We start from the raw sequence: 15,019 nt of genomic DNA, 5'->3' as shown, positions 1-15,019 counted from the left end.
TCCATGACGACAAGCCCTGACCTCCAGGCCGCTTCGCGAGGGCTCTATATTGGCGGCGAATGGCGGGCGGCGGCGGGTGGCGGCATGATCGACGTGGTCGATCCCTCCACCGAAGCCGTATTGGCCAATGTGCCCGATGCCACGCTGACCGATGCGGCTGCGGCAGTGGACGCGGCCGCCAAGGCCGCGCCGGGCTGGCGCGATACACCGCCGCGCAAGCGGTCGGAGATCCTGCGGCGATGCTTTGAGCTGATGGTTGAGCGCGCCGACATGTTGGCAACCCTGATCTCGCTGGAGAACGGTAAGGCGCTGCGCGATGCCAAGGGCGAAGTGGCCTATGCCGCCGAGTTTTTCCGCTGGAATGCCGAAGAAGCCGTGCGTATCACCGGCGAGTTCGGCATGGCCCCGGCTGGCACCAACCGCATCGTGGTTGACTACCAGCCCATCGGCATCTGCCTCATGATCACGCCGTGGAATTTCCCTGCGGCCATGGCGACCCGCAAGATCGCGCCTGCTTTGGCTGCCGGCTGCACTGTCATCCTCAAGCCGGCCTCGGAGACTCCTCTGACGGCCTATGCGCTGGCCGCGATCTATGAAGAGGCTGGCGTACCGCCTGGCGTTGTCAATGTCCTGACAACGACCGCTCCCGGCCCCGTGACGGCTGTCATCCTGGCCGATCCGCGCGTGCGCAAGCTCTCCTTCACCGGCTCGACCGGCGTGGGACGGGCCCTGCTTGCGGAGGCGGCAAAACATGTCATTTCCTGCGCGATGGAACTGGGGGGCAATGCGCCTTTCATCGTGTTCGACGATGCGGACCTCGACGCGGCGCTCGATGGGGCCATGATCGCCAAGATGCGCAATGCGGGCGAGGCCTGCACCGCTGCCAACCGCCTGTATGTGCAGTCGGGCATCCACGACGCCTTCACTGCCGGCCTGGTGGAGCGCATGGAGGCACTGCGCCTCGGACCAGGGGCCGAGCCCGAAACCGAATGCGGCCCGATGATTACCAGGAAGGCCGTTGAGAAAATCGAGCGGCTCGTCGACGACGCCATTGCCAAGGGTGCCAAGGTGGTTACCGGCGCTGCACGCCCCAATCGGCCGGGCTTTTTCTATCCCCCCACCGTGCTGACCAACGCCTCGGATGGCGCCAAGATGGCCGCCGAGGAAATCTTCGGGCCGGTGGCGCCCATCTACCGGTTCGAGGATGAAGCCGAAGTGGTGGCTCGCGCCAATAACACCGAGTACGGACTCGCCGCCTACATTTACACACGCGACATTTCCAAAGGTCTGCGCGTGGCGGGAGCGGTGGAAGCGGGCATGATCGGGCTCAATCGCGGCCTCGTGTCGGACCCCGCCGCTCCGTTTGGCGGCGTGAAGCAGAGCGGACTTGGGCGTGAGGGCGGCCAGCACCATGGCATAGCCGAGTTCATGGAGGCGAAATACATCGCCACCAGTTTCTAGAGAGCAAGAGCCATGGAAACCGACGCATTTCGAATACGTGGGCATGTTGCAGATTTCGACGGCATCGTTTCCGATATCGTCGCGCGCAGTGCCGCCACGCGCGCCACCGTGCGGATGCTGGCGGACATCGCCTACGGCGATGCCCCTTCCGAAACCGTAGACCTGTTTTTCCCGGCCGAAACCGCGACGCCTTGCCCGGTGCACATGTTCATCCATGGTGGCTACTGGCGCGCATTTTCCAAGAGCGACTACTCTCTGGTGGCCGATACCGTTGTTGCAGTGGGGGCGATTGCCGTCATTGTCGACTATGCCCTGATGCCTGCGGTACGCATGGCCACGCTGGTGGATCAGGTTGGTCGCGCCAAACAATGGGTGCTTGATAACATTGCCCAGCATGGTGGCGACCCCGCCCGGCTGACTATCAGCGGCCATTCTGCCGGCGCCCATCTGGCAACCATGCTGTTTCAGCACGAGCGGACACCGAGCCGCGTGCAGTCTGCCCTGCTGCTGGGCGGCCTCTATGACCTCAAGCCCCTGCAGAAGTCATTCCTCAAGGATGAGATCGCGCTCACCGACGACGAGGTGGCGGCCTTCACGCCGATGAAAAAACAGTATGACGCCAGTACCAGCGTCATGGTGCTTGTTGGTGCCAGGGAGACTCCGCCCTTCCATCAGCAAGCCAATAACTTTGCCAGCAAACTTCACGGCCAGGGAATGAAGGTGTCGCAGCGCGTCGTGGTCAATCGCAACCACATGGACAGCGTGCGGGACCTGGGTGTGCCGCATTCACTGACCGGCCGCTACCTGACCGAACTCATTGTCAGTGCCCGCTAGTCCTGTGAACGGCGGATTGAACCGCACCTCCATCAGCGTTTGCCGAAATCGGGAACCTTCACGATCTCGCCGCCCTTGAGCGCCGACTGGTGCGCGCAGATGCCCACGGCAGTCCAGTTGGCCGACTGCTCGACATTGGGGAACGGATCCCGGTTTTCCAGTAAGGCGTTGACCATCTCGTTGACCATATGCGGATGCGAACCGCCATGCCCGCCGCCTTGGATGAACGACAAGTGGTCCTCATCGACAATGGCGCGGGTGAACTTCTGAATCTCGTTGGGCAGTAGGCGAGCGTAGTCGGGAACTTCCACCCGCTCGGCAATCTCTGGCTCCGGCCGCTTAGCTGTATGCAGCACCGGTTGTTCGCCGGTCATCAATTCCCACTCGAATGACTTTTTCGAGCCATAGACGTCGATGCTCTCACGATATTGCCGCGCGGTGTCCCAGAGAAAGCGCCAGACATGGGCCGCGACGTCGGAATCCTTGATCTTGATGTGACAGGACTCCACGGCAAAGGCCGAGCCTGACCGGCGGGCGATCTCGTCATTGACCGCACCCGAGCCGAAGCAGCTGACATAGTCGGCCATGCCATCGACCAGCGCCATCAGCGGGCTGACCACATGGGTCGCATAGTGCATCGGCACCATGTTCTTCCAATAGTCGGGCCAGCCTTCCATGTCCTGCGGGTGTGAGGCCTGCAGGTACTGGATGCGGCCCAGTTCACCCTTGTTGTACAGTTCCTTGATGAACAGGTATTCGCGGCTATAGACCACCGTCTCGGCCATCATGTATTTGAGCCCGGTTTCGCGAACCAGGCCGACGATTTCCTTGGCCTCCTCCAGCGTGGTCGCCATGGGAACCGTGCACATCACATGCTTGCCGGCCTTGAGCGCGGCGATGCTCTGGGGGGCATGGTCGGGGATCGGGCTGTTGATGTGAACGAAATCCACATTGGGGTCGGTCAGTACGTCGCGAAAATCGGTGTAGCGCGCCTCGACGCCGAACCTGTTGCCGATTTCATCGAGTTTTGCCTGCGACCGCTGGCAGATCGCGGTGACCTCCGCCTTCGGATGAGCCTGGTAAATCGGGATGAACTCCGCCCCGAACCCGAGCCCGATCAGCCCCACGCGCACTTTTTCCATGATCCCCTCCACGTCCTTGGCGGCAAGTATTGCCGACGTACCGGGCATGGCCATGAGCATTCACGCGAAACTTCTGAGATATTTGCCGATGGCTATTGCCGGGGCGCCCAGTCAGCCGTCTTCAGCAGGGACCGGTCGCGCACCTGGTCGCGATATTCCCGTGGCGTCAGGCCGGTTTCCTTCTTGAAGAAGACGCTCAGATATTCCGGATGCTCGATGCCGAGCGCCGCGCTGATCTCCGATAGCGGCATGTCGGTCTCGAGCAGCAGTTCGCGCACCGCATTGGTCCGGACGCGCAGGATTTCCTGGTGTGGCGTACGGTTGAGCGCCTTGCGAAACCGCGCCTCCAGCACCCGGCGCGACAGCGGCACCGAGCCGAGCAGGTCCTCAACCCGGATATTCTTGTGCGCATTCCGGCGGATGAAGGCCACCGCTTCCGCCACGTGCCGGTCGCCCACCGCCAGCACGTCGGTGGATACCCGCTTGCGCACACCCAGCGGCTCGATCGAGTGCTTGCGGCCAGACAGCTTTTCGCCCCGCAACAGGCGATCGAGGATTTCAGCGGCCTGCACGCCTGTGCGGAAGGCATTGGGGACAATGCTGGACATGCTGGGCGTGGTGATCTCGCACAGAAGCTCGTCATTATCGACGCCCACGACCGCTACGTCATTGGGCACCTTGATGTCGTAGTAGCGGCAAATCTCCAGCAATTGCTGGCCGCAGGCGTCGTAGCAGGCAAAGATGCCGACCGGCTTGGGCAGGCTGTCCAGCCAGGCGCGGATGGCCTCGCGCTGCGTCCACCAGCGCACCCGCGGCTCCTCGCGCGCAGGCAGGTTGAATATGGCCGACTTCACGCTTTCGGAAGGCCCAAGAATGCGCTCGAAGGCATGCTGCCGCCAGATCGACCAATTGTAGAACGGGTCGCCGAAAAAGGCGAAATTCTGCAGCCCGCAATCGCGCAGATGCTCCAGCGCTAAGCCCGTGATCGCCTCGTCATCCGTCTCGACCCAAGGGATGCCCTCGACCAGCCGGGCCGCGCTCACATCGACGGTGGGCACATCCATTGCGGTGATGATCCGCGCCATCCGATCGGTCTCGATCCGCGCGATGATGCCGTCAAACTTCCAGTCGCCGGCGAAGGACTCGTCGATCTCGTGCCGGCCATGCTCGGTCAGATATAAGGTCCAACGGCGCGTTTTGGCATAGTCGTGGATGCCTCGCAGGATACCGCGGGCATAGCTGTTCGACGTCTCGACAATGACCGCTACACTAAGCTCGCTGACCACCCCCTGCTCCCATGCCGGCCTGACGCAGGACATGGGCGGGACGCGCCCATGGCCGCGTTCACTATACGCAAGTTCGGGCCATTGCCTATCTATTGGGCTGGCTTCTAGCCGAGCAATTCGCGCAGGAAACGCGCGCCCTGACGGGCCAGTTCGTCCTGCGACGGCGCCAGGGGCCGCCAGATTGCCGCCGCCTTGGCAATTTCTACGGCGCCGGGGGTGAAGGATTCAATGACGACCGGGCCGTCGTAGCCTATGTCGCGCAGCGCATCGCGGACGCCGACCCAGTCGATATGCCCGGTGCCGGGAATGCCACGATCATTCTCGCAGGCATGGAAATGTCCCAGCAAGCTGCCCGCCATGCGGATCGCCGCGGGAATGCTCTTTTCTTCGATATTGGCGTGAAAGGTATCGATGTGAACCTTGTAGGCTGGGTGGCCGACCTCATGGATCAGCGTTATCGCCTGCTCCACCAGGTTGATCATGTCGGTCTCAAAGCGATTGAGCGGCTCGATCCCGATCGTCACGCCGGCATCGCTTGCGACCTTTCCCACCGCCCGGAGATTTTCGACGCACCAGGCCCGTTCACGGGCCTTCTGACCGGCCGACACCAGCCGCGTCTTGCCCACGGCCGCATAGACTGGCCCCGCAACCAGAGTGCTTCCCACCGCCTGCGCAAGCCGGATGCACTCCGAAATATAATCGACGCCGTTCCGCCGGATGGCCGGATCGTCGCTCGAAATATCGCGCGTCGGGCCGAAGGCCCCACAGATGGTAATGGAAAGCGCGTGCTCCTGCGCCATCTTGTTTAAGAGGGCCACATCGATGAGCGATGGGTCATCCACCGCTACCTCGATGATATCGAACCCCATGGACTTGATCTTGGGGATGAGGCCGAAGTCCTTCGTACCGAATGGCGAGGTCCACACCCAGGTGTTCACACCGATCTTCATTTCGCTCTCCCCTGATGCGTATCGCCTGGACGGCGTCACACCTATTTTGCCTACTGACAATTTCGGTCGGCCGCGGCTCTGGGTAAATGAGTATTCACGCTAGAAAGATGAGGTTTCTCACCGAGTGGGTCGCAGACACACACCGCTCGCGTGCCCGCTCTGCAGGTTGCCCGAAAGACGTGCCATGAGGGGTCACGCTTCTTTCGTGGTCAGCCTCCCAGTGCGAGCTGGGCGGTAGAGATGACCGCGTGTTGATTTTGTCGCTATATTCATATTGTAATACTTTTTGGTCTATGCTCATTTACGCACGGCGGGGAGAGGCCGTATGGCATTGGGTGAGGCAAGGGAGGGGACGAGCGGCGATCTTATCGCCTCGATCGCGGGGCGCGCGCCGCTACGCAATCTGCACTCGCAGGTTCAATGGCAGCTCGGCGTTTCCATTGTCGGCGGCACCTATCCCGAGGGCAGCATTCTGCCCTCTGATTCAGAATTGTTGCAGCGCTTCGATGTCTCGCGAACGGTCCTTCGCGAGGCACTCAAGACTCTTGCAGCCAAAGGCATGATAGAGGCGCGCGCCCGTATCGGCGCGCATGTCCGAGTCGACCAGTCCCGAGGAGTTTGCACGAGCCGATCTGGCATTTCACCGGACTGTTGCCGACGCATCGGGCAATCCGTTCATGGCTTCAACTAGCGCCTTGGTCGAGCTCGCCCTGACGGCGGCCTTCACCATCAGTTCGCCCGTGGAGGACGCAGTCGCAATGGCAGGAACGGTCGAGGCGCACGGCCGCATCGCGGCAGCCATAAGGCGACGGGAGCCGGAAGCTGCCCGCGAGGCGATGAAAGCGGTGATCCGAGAGGGCTTCGACCGCGCTGCTGGTCGAATGGCCACTATGAGGCAAAAAACGCCTTAGAAACAAACCGCCCCAAAGAGGGCACAGAAGACCTGGCCGCGTGGCGTATCGCCCCAAGCGGCGCAACCGACAACTGGAGGAGTTCGGTGGCACTACTCGAAATCAACAAGGTGACCAAGGAGTTCGGAGCAATCCGCGCACTGTCGGACGTCAGCTTTTCGATCGAACCCGGCGAAGTCGTGGGTTTGATGGGGGACAATGGCGCCGGCAAGTCGACGCTGGTCAAGATAATGTCGGGGATATACCAACCGACTTCAGGCTCGCTCAATTTCGATGGTGCGCATGCACAGATCAGCAGCCCAGGCGAAGCCCGCAGCCTGGGCATTGAGACTGTGTATCAGGACCTCGCGCTGGCCGACAATCTAACGGCCGCGGAGAACATTTTCCTCGGTCGTGAACTCAAGCGTCAGGTTGGCCCGTTCCGCTTTCTACGCCACGCGGCGATGAATGCCCGCGCCGCCGAGCTCTTCGCCGAGCTGAAATCGGAGACGCGCGCCGGTGACTACGTCAAGCAGATGTCCGGCGGCCAGCGCCAGGCAGTCGCCATTGCCCGGACGAGGCTGGCCGATGCAAAGCTGATCCTGATGGACGAGCCCACCGCAGCCATTTCGGTGCGCCAGGTTGCCGAGGTGCTCAACCTGATCCATCGCCTCAAGGATGCAGGCATCGCCGTCATCCTGATTTCCCACCGCATGCCGGACGTCTTTGCGGTCTGCGAGCGCGTCATCGTCATGCGCCGCGGGACCAAGGTTGCCGACAAGCCCATAGCCAATTCTTCCCCCGAAGAAGTGACGGCATTGATTACCGGGGCCAGGGAGGCTGCATGATGGCTGGGGCAAATATTCAGACTTTTTCCAATGTGGGCCACACCCGCTTCTGGCAGCGTGGCTTCCTCGCCAGCCAATCGGCCTATGTGCTGGCGGCCCTCGTGGTGCTCGTCGTCATCATGAGCCTGCTGTCGCCCAATTTTCTGACCGGCGGCAATATCTCCAATATCACGCGCAACTTCTCTTTCATCGCCATTGCTACTCTGGGCATGACCCTGGTGATCATCACTGGCGGAATTGACCTGTCCGTAGGCTCGACGATCGCGCTATCCGCCACGGTCACCTCGCTTGTCATGGGAGCCCTGGCGACGTCAGGCTTCTACCCCTTCGCGGGCAGCCATCTGGTCTTGTCCATTCTGGCAGGGCTGGCAGCGGCAGCGGCCGTCGGGTTGTTCAACGGTTTAGCAATCGCCAAGCTCAAGCTCAGTCCCTTCGTGACCACGCTGGGGACGTTGTCCATGGTCCGCGGCCTCGTCTATGTCGCTACTCAGGGACGCGGAACCTTCCCTGCCGGGCCCGACAAGGACATGTTCCTGCTGGTCACTGCTGGCAAGCTTTTCGATGCCGTGCCGATCGCGTTCATCTACCTGCTGGTCTGTGCGTTCATCATGTGGGTCGCGCTCAATCACACCGCCTGGGGCAAGCACGTCTTCGCCATCGGCAGCAACGAAAACGCCGGCCGTTTGACGGGCGTCAACGTCGATCGGGTCAAGATTCAGGTCTACATGCTCTGCGCCATGGCCGCCGGCGTGAACGGCATCATTATCTCGGGCTGGCTAGGGTCGGCTCCGGCCAACCTGGCAACCGCCTACGAACTCACCATCATCGCGGCGGCCGTTATCGGTGGCGCCAATCTGGCTGGTGGGGTTGGCGGTGCGATGGGCGCCATCATCGGCTGCATTCTCATCGAGGTCATCCGCAACGGCCTAGTGCTGGCGCGGGTGGACCCCTACTGGCAGCAGACTCTGGTGGGCGCAATTATCGTTGCGGCCGTTCTGGTCGACCGGTTGCGGTCGACGCGAAACGGTTGACGACACGAAATCGCCATCCGGCCGAAGAGCCGGGCGGTGAAGGGAGGCCGGCACCACCGCCGGTAAAAGGAGCCCGGGCATTTTGCCCGGAGGTTAGAGGAGACTACAATGAACAAGACTGCAATCGTGCTCGGCACGATCGCCACCATGTTCCTCGGCGGCACTGCTATCGCCCAGGATAACTACACCTTCGCCGTCGTGCCGAAGGCCATGAACAACCCGTTCTTCGATCTGACTCGCGACGGTTGCGAGGCCCGGGCCAAGGAATTGGGCAACGTGACCTGCATGTATATCGGTCCGGTGGAGCACGAAGCCACCACCCAGGCTCAGATCATCGAAGATCTGATCACCCAGGGCGTTGATGGCCTGGCTATCTCGGTGTCCGACATCGCGGCTGCCACAACCGTGATCGACCGTGCTACCGCAGCCGGTATTGCCGTCATCACGTTCGACTCCGATGCTCCCGACAGCACTCGCACCGCCTATGTCGGCACCGACAACAAGCTGTTCGGTGTCGATCTTGGCAAGCTGCTGCTGCAGATGGCACCCGAGGGCGGCACCTATGGCATGATTTCGGGTGGCGCTGCTGCTCCGAACCTGGCCTTGCGCGTCGACGGCGTTCGCGAAGCTCTGGCCGGCTCCAACTGGACCGAAGTTCCCGGATCGCCCACGTTCTCGAACGACGACATCGCGCTCGCTGTGCAGCAGATGGGTGACCTCAAGACCGCCAATCCCGACATCGACGCCATCGTCCCGGTTGGCGGCTGGCCGATGTTCGCGCCCGATGGCTGGAAGAACTTCGTCGACCAGTACAAGGCGGACGTTGACAGCGGTGCCCTGGCGCTCGTCGTGGCCGATACGCTTCCCCAGCAGCTCCAGTTGCTGAGCGAAGGCTATGCGCACGGCCTCGTTGGCCAGCGTCCCTATGAAATGGGACAGAAGGCCATGGACACCCTGCTCGCCATCAAGAACGGCGAGACCGTTGATGATATCATCTACACCGGCAACGACGTGGTCACCGCTGACAATGTTGCCGATTTCCTGAAGTAACGGCCGTCATGTCGACCAGCGCCACCGGAGCCATCCGGTGGCGTTTCCTATGGCGGCGCGCCGATACTTGCTGGCCGCTGACCCTAGTGCGCTAACCACGGCGTCGGTGAACAGCGTGCACAAGTCGAAGTCGATGGTTGTGCCATTGAGCCATTGCATGGAGTGTCCGCGGGCGGCGGACCTGGGAGGATTCTCCCACTCCGGGGTCGGCGATCTCGCCGCCGGCGCCGCCGGTTGGCGAGAGTAAGCCGGGTAAGTCGGTGGGGCCTTCGGCTCCGCCGCTCCGATTACGTTCCTGGCCGTCTGGTCCCGGCACAGCCTCGTGAAACCGAACGGGGGTTTATCGCGCAGTGATTTCCTAGGCTGACTGACTGCTTTCGGCCCCCCCTGCGCGCCGGGAGGTAGCCAGCAGGTTAGTTGGTCGGACCAGAGCCGATATCAGGAAGCTGGTTCGCGCGGCCAAGGCTTCAAAATGGCCCGAAGCGGACCCTTGCTTTGGCGTCCTGGTCGCGCATCGGAACGGTAGCGGCGGCCGGATAAACAAATGTCTCGGCCGCACTGGAGGCATTCCACCCCCGTTACCTCGCATTAACCAAGACCAGTTAAGTCCCACTGAGGAATATAATACGTCGATCAATTTGCGAAAGAACTTCGTTGCTTCGGTATCGATGGGGTCACTGGTTGAGGTACGTCACGCATTGTCTGTTGAGGCGGTTTTACCGTGCAAACAACGGCGGTGTTGCGATTGAATTTGCGCTCCTCGTCCTTCCCTTCCTCCTGGTCATCATTGCAACCGTCGAACTGGGTGCAAAATCGCTTATCCAAGCCGACCTGGATCGCGTTTTGACCGAGGTCACGTCCAACCTCTCGTATCGTACCAATGATGCAGACGATGGGCGCGCGTACATCGAAGAAGTCGTCTGCAACATCGGCGGCCCGTTGCTGGACTGCAGCGAGATCGATGTCGGGGCCACGGTGGTTTCGGGCAGGCTGTTTGATTATCGCGATCGATCTCTAGCCGGGCTATGGAGTCTGGGGTGCGGTGGAGACACTGTCCTTATCGAGATGACCTATGCTTACCAGGACTTCATCGTACCCTTTGCCGTTGCTGATGTGGTCGAAGGCGTTAGTGGGAAACGGTACCGAGCCAGAGCGGTAATCCGTCGCGAACCAATTCTGACCGGGAGCGGCGTATGCGCTCGTTGATTTTCAGAATTGTTTTCGATCGGAGAGGCGTTGCTGCCACCGAATTTGCGCTGATTGTCCCACTTTTGCTTGTCGTGTTTGGGGGCGTGGTAGAGCTTTCCAATTTTACTATGCAAAGCCGAAGGGCCCATCAAGCCGCGACATTAGCTGCGGAATTCCTGAGCCGTGACGGGGACGGCATGCTGCGTGTGGACGAGCGGCACATCGTCGAGGATATCTGGATGATCGCGAACCCCACGGCCCATCTGGCGACCACGCCCAGGGACGGCGCCTGGGCAAACGGATATAGCCGTGCGATGGCCTCGGTAAGCTTTGCCAAGGACCCGGCCTGCAGAGCGGCCGAGTGTCCGCTTCTGCCGGATGTCCATTGGAGCTTCCTATATCCGGACATCATCACCAGGCCTGTCTATACCCATTGCGACCTCGACATTGTGGAGAACACCGATCCGCTTGATGGCATGTCCATTAGGCGAGGTGTGGTCGGCGATGCCCCCGTTGTCGTCGTTGATTTTACCTATCCGTACATACCCCTGCTTCAGGGATGGTTGTTTTCAGCCTTGGAATTGCATGTCAGCGCGGTGCGGAAGACGCGCAATGGCGTCTTGCTCGATCATGATCCTGATCAACTGGTGCAGCGATGCTAGGACTGCTTCGACAATTTGGCCGCGATACGTCGGGCAATTTTGCCATAATGACGGGTCTGCTTCTTCCCTTGATGCTGGTCGCGACGGGTGCTGCCGTTGACTTTGGGATCGCGTTGACGTCCAGCCAGAGATTGAGTGCAGCCGCCAACGGAGCGGTGCTGGCCGCTTTGAGTGAAGTACAAGTCCGAACCGAGCGCGGTGAAGAAATCACCGAGGAGGCTATCGCCGAGGCCGTCGAAGGCTTCTTCCTGTCCAACGCTTCGAACCTTCCCCTTACGACGCTGTCGTCAGTAACACCCCGCGCCGAGATTGCTCGAAACGAGATAACAGCGACTCTCAGTTTCCAGGCGAATTATCAAACTACACTGATGATGCTATTCGGACGAGATACTGTTCCAATTTCAAACCAGGCACAGGCTACCGTCACGTTGCGCTCCTATATCAATATAAATATTTTGATCGATACGTCGCAGTCGATGGGCATCGGCGCGACAGACAGGGACCAGCAACTCGTTGCGCAAGCCACTAACCCCAGCTGCGCCTTCGCATGTCACATCAACAAGGCGAGGGGCAGTTCATCTTATGACGCTGCCCGTCGGAACGGCGCCACCATGCGTATTGACGTGGCGAGGAGCGCCGTCGCGGCCGCGGTGGATACAATCGTGGCGACCGAGGAGTTTCCCGGCCAGGTGACTGTTGGCCTCTATCGGTTCAGCAACGAACTCACTGAAATCCTGTCACCGACCGATGCGCGCGCAGCGGACCCCGCCTACGTCAAGTCCCTGGCGCAGAGCCAGATCAATCTCGACATGACATATGGCGGCACCAATATCGAGGAAGCACTTCGCCAGATCGCAACCCGAATGCCGGCAAGTGGCAATGGCGGCTCGCCGGGTGACCGTATCCAGTATGTCGTCGTCGTGAGCGACGGCGTTGAAAGTGGCCAGGCCTGGCTACCAAATTACTGGTTTCTGCATGCCAAGAGTTCTCCCAACGACCCGAAAAAGGCCTACGCCCCGCATGAGGTGAACTATGCGCTGAATCCGAGTGCGTGCGATGGCCTTCGACGGTCTGAAATCGACCTTTATTTCATCTATACCGAGTATCTGGAGCCGAAATACGGTACGATTAACTCCGGCGACCGGCAGCGTTTTGACTTCATAAGTAAAAGCCTTTTCCCTATTATTCCTGCGCGTATGGCGACGTGTGCGGGTAGTACCGACCACGTTCTGCAGGCCAGTTCCCCAGCGCAAATCCATGCCGCGTTTGAGGCCATCGCCCACAAATTGTCCTCGCCACTTCGCCTCTACTAGCCAGGGTCCGGGGCGGGGTCGGTTTTGGCGCATGTCCGTGGCATCAACGCGCTACCGCGAAACGATTCCGCGGCTGGCCCATCACGCCGGAGCCACTTCCTCGGGATCCTCGAATGCCGTGATGCCCACCTGAAGGTGCGACTGCAATGCATACTGGTAGCGAATTCGATCCCTGAGCGCCAAGGCATCCACGACAGCTGCGTGCTGCTCATAGGTATCAACCGTAAAGTCCCGCAGTTCCTTGGCCCGCTCCATAATGCGGATGATGACCGGCTTCATGATGCGATAGACGTCGCACACAGCCCGGTTGTCCAGGACCAATACAAGCCGAAGGTGGAAGCGGAAATCCATCTCGGATGCCTCTGCGATGGAGCCTGCAGCGCGTAACTGAGCATTGATACTTCGCATCTCTGCAATGTCGTCGGGCCGTATCTGGTCAAAAATGGCATCGACCGACCCAACCTCGATCAGCTTGCGGAAGCCTTGGATGTCGTTGAACGTGCGTCGCGAAATATCCAGAGTATTGAATGAAAACAGGTCAAGCGCCCGCTCCATCCGGTCGTCGACGATTATGGCCCCCACCTTCGGGCGCACCGACACTATCCCGTAGGCCTTCATGATGCGCATGGCTTCGCGCACGGTGTTCCGGCTGGCCTGGAAACGTTCGCACAGTTCCCGCTCAGTGGGGAGGCTGTCTCCCACGCCTAGCCCTCCATCGGAGATGAGGCCACGAATGTTGAGCACCATGGCGTCGACGGCAGATGGAATTGAGTTGCGCACGATGGAGGCGTTCAGCGCGCTGCCGGCTCCCCCCATCCGAGACGGATCATTCATCCCTTGACTGCCCCGACGGTCAGCCCCTCGGAAAGGAAGCGCTGGGCGTAGACATAGAGAACGGCCACCGGGATGGCGGTCAGAAGCGATGCGGCCATCAACTTGCCCCAGGGCAGGATGTCTCCGACCACCATCGATTGCAGCCCGATCGGCAGGGTGCGCAGTGACTCACTGGTGATGAAGACGAAGGCGAACAGGAATTCGTTCCACGCATTGGTAAAGGCAAAAAGCGTCACCGACAGGATCGCGGGAGCCGCAAGAGGCAGGGTGATGCGCCAAAAGATGTAGAGCCGGCTTGCGCCGTCGATCCGTGCAGCTTCTTCGAGTTCGATTGGGATGGATCTGAAATAGCCCATTAGCACCCAGGTTGCGAAGGGCAACAGAAATGTTGGGTAGGTAATGATCAGCGCTGTGTGGGTGTTGATCACCCCCAGCGTCGTCAGCGTCTGATAAAGGGGAATGAACAGCAGCGTGCCGGGCAGCAGATAGGTGATGAGCAGGAGCGTAGTCAGCAGGCCCGCGCCACGAAACCGCAGCCGTGACAGCGCGTATGCCGCCAGCGAAGCCAGAGCCACCGAAACAAGCGTGCTGACAGCGGCGACGAAGACCGAGTTCATGAGCCAGGTCAAAAAGGGCGTGTCGCGGAGCAGGGAGGTATATTGTTCGGTGGTGGCAGGCTCCGGCCAGAAGATCGACCGACGTTCGCTGATCTGCGACGTCGTCTTGAGGGAAGTGGTGACGATCCAGTAAAAGGGGAAAAGCACGAAGACCAGAAGCGGGGTCAGTACCAGCAGGCGAGCAATCGGGCCCGCATTGGAGCGCGCCGATTGCCGGAAGATTGGTTGCACCGCTGACCGGCCAGTGGCCCGACGAACCCTGCGCACGGCCCATTCGATACCCGCGAATACCAGTTGGATCGGCAAGAAGACCAGGTCAATGATGACATTGACCAGCCAGGTGCCGCCCGCCAGCAGCCGGTCCGCAATCCCCGGTCCTTTTTCGGACGCGCCGTCGCGCTTGTCATCGTGGCGCATGAAGCGCGCCAGCAGCCAGATCAGGATGGCCATCAAGGGCGCAACGCTGAAGGCGATGGCGATGCCCGGGCCATATTGCAGCGAGCCGAGGGCCTTCTCATAGGCCAGGATCGAATAGAGCTTTGTCGCCCCGCTCGGTCCGCCGCCGGTCATCAGAAAGGGCAAGCCGAATTGATTGAAGGTGGAGATGAACGATAGCAGCAGGGTAACAACGATCACATACCGCAGTCCGGGCAGGGTGACGTTGCGGAATCGCTGGACGGCGTTGGCTCCGTCGACCTGCGCGGCCTCGATCTGTTCGCGGTCGATAGCCTTGAGGCCAGCCAACAGCAGCAGGACAAAGAAGGGAATGCCTTTCCAGACATTGACCGAAATGATGCTGCCCATGGCCATGTTGGGATCGGACAGCCAGCCGAGCGGACGATCGATGATGCCGACGCCCTGCAGAATGGGATTGAGGCCACCGAACATCGGATCGTAGATGCTTTTCCAGGCC

13 protein-coding genes and 1 pseudogene are annotated in these 15,019 nt (G+C 60.7%); 9 read left to right on the top strand and 5 right to left on the bottom strand.

Translation table 11 applies throughout. From position 1 onward, the window contains the following. Positions 1-3 precede the first annotated feature (3 nt). Together V6M52_RS18115 and V6M52_RS18110 are read left to right on the top strand one after the other, a co-directional pair. Positions 4-1,461: an NAD-dependent succinate-semialdehyde dehydrogenase gene (locus V6M52_RS18115; protein WP_332702296.1), complete on the top strand. Its 1,458-nt coding sequence runs from the start codon at positions 4-6 to the stop codon at positions 1,459-1,461. Between the two features lie 12 nt (positions 1,462-1,473). Next, positions 1,474-2,295, top strand: coding sequence for an alpha/beta hydrolase (locus tag V6M52_RS18110; protein ID WP_332702294.1), 822 nt, complete (start codon positions 1,474-1,476; stop codon positions 2,293-2,295). Positions 2,296-2,327: 32 nt separating this feature from the next. Here the strand turns inward: V6M52_RS18110 and V6M52_RS18105 are convergent, their stop codons facing one another. The 3 genes from V6M52_RS18105 to V6M52_RS18095 form a co-directional block, all read right to left on the bottom strand. Beyond that, a complete protein-coding gene (locus tag V6M52_RS18105) occupies positions 2,328-3,497 on the bottom strand; it encodes a Gfo/Idh/MocA family protein (RefSeq protein ID WP_332702292.1) in 1,170 nt (389 codons plus the stop codon). Between the two features lie 32 nt (positions 3,498-3,529). Continuing rightward, positions 3,530-4,723 (bottom strand): AraC family transcriptional regulator, encoded by a 1,194-nt coding sequence (locus V6M52_RS18100; protein ID WP_332702291.1) that lies wholly within the window; start codon positions 4,721-4,723, stop codon positions 3,530-3,532. Between the two features lie 104 nt (positions 4,724-4,827). Further along, on the bottom strand, positions 4,828-5,673 hold the full coding sequence (locus tag V6M52_RS18095; protein WP_332702289.1) for a sugar phosphate isomerase/epimerase family protein: 846 nt from the start codon (positions 5,671-5,673) through the stop codon (positions 4,828-4,830). Between the two features lie 325 nt (positions 5,674-5,998). Here V6M52_RS18095 and V6M52_RS18090 point away from each other — a divergent pair. The 7 genes and pseudogenes from V6M52_RS18090 (at position 5,999) to V6M52_RS18060 (ending at position 12,655) form a co-directional block, all read left to right on the top strand. Beyond that, positions 5,999-6,584, top strand: a pseudogene (locus V6M52_RS18090) (FadR/GntR family transcriptional regulator). Between the two features lie 86 nt (positions 6,585-6,670). Beyond that, positions 6,671-7,411, top strand: coding sequence for an ATP-binding cassette domain-containing protein (locus V6M52_RS18085; protein WP_332687702.1), 741 nt, complete (start codon positions 6,671-6,673; stop codon positions 7,409-7,411). Beyond that, the gene (locus V6M52_RS18080) at positions 7,408-8,442 is read left to right on the top strand and encodes an ABC transporter permease (protein ID WP_332702287.1); all 1,035 of its coding nucleotides are present in this window, start codon (positions 7,408-7,410) and stop codon (positions 8,440-8,442) included. Before V6M52_RS18085 ends, V6M52_RS18080 begins: the two co-directional genes overlap by 4 nt. Before the next feature lie 108 nt (positions 8,443-8,550). After that, positions 8,551-9,492, top strand: coding sequence for a sugar-binding protein (locus V6M52_RS18075; protein WP_332687704.1), 942 nt, complete (start codon positions 8,551-8,553; stop codon positions 9,490-9,492). A 681-nt stretch (positions 9,493-10,173) separates the two neighbouring features. After that, positions 10,174-10,698 (top strand): TadE/TadG family type IV pilus assembly protein, encoded by a 525-nt coding sequence (locus V6M52_RS18070; protein ID WP_332687705.1) that lies wholly within the window; start codon positions 10,174-10,176, stop codon positions 10,696-10,698. Further along, positions 10,686-11,342: a TadE/TadG family type IV pilus assembly protein gene (locus V6M52_RS18065; protein ID WP_332687706.1), complete on the top strand. Its 657-nt coding sequence runs from the start codon at positions 10,686-10,688 to the stop codon at positions 11,340-11,342. The genes V6M52_RS18070 and V6M52_RS18065 overlap by 13 nt, the downstream gene beginning before the upstream one ends. Beyond that, positions 11,336-12,655 (top strand): TadE/TadG family type IV pilus assembly protein, encoded by a 1,320-nt coding sequence (locus V6M52_RS18060; protein WP_332702285.1) that lies wholly within the window; start codon positions 11,336-11,338, stop codon positions 12,653-12,655. Before V6M52_RS18065 ends, V6M52_RS18060 begins: the two co-directional genes overlap by 7 nt. Positions 12,656-12,736: 81 nt before the next feature. Here the strand turns inward: V6M52_RS18060 and V6M52_RS18055 are convergent, their stop codons facing one another. Both V6M52_RS18055 and V6M52_RS18050 read right to left on the bottom strand, forming a co-directional pair. After that, a complete protein-coding gene (locus V6M52_RS18055; RefSeq protein ID WP_332702283.1) occupies positions 12,737-13,489 on the bottom strand; it encodes a FadR/GntR family transcriptional regulator in 753 nt (250 codons plus the stop codon). After that, positions 13,486-15,019 (bottom strand): ABC transporter permease (locus V6M52_RS18050; protein ID WP_332702281.1); only part of this gene is annotated, 1,534 nt, incomplete at its 5' end. The genes V6M52_RS18055 and V6M52_RS18050, both read right to left, overlap by 4 nt.

The organism is Devosia sp., from assembly GCF_036676215.1.
Classification (GTDB): Bacteria; Pseudomonadota; Alphaproteobacteria; order Rhizobiales; family Devosiaceae; genus Devosia.
The sequence above is the reverse complement of the archived record's forward strand: the minus strand, read 5'-3'. Positions and strand labels throughout refer to the sequence as shown.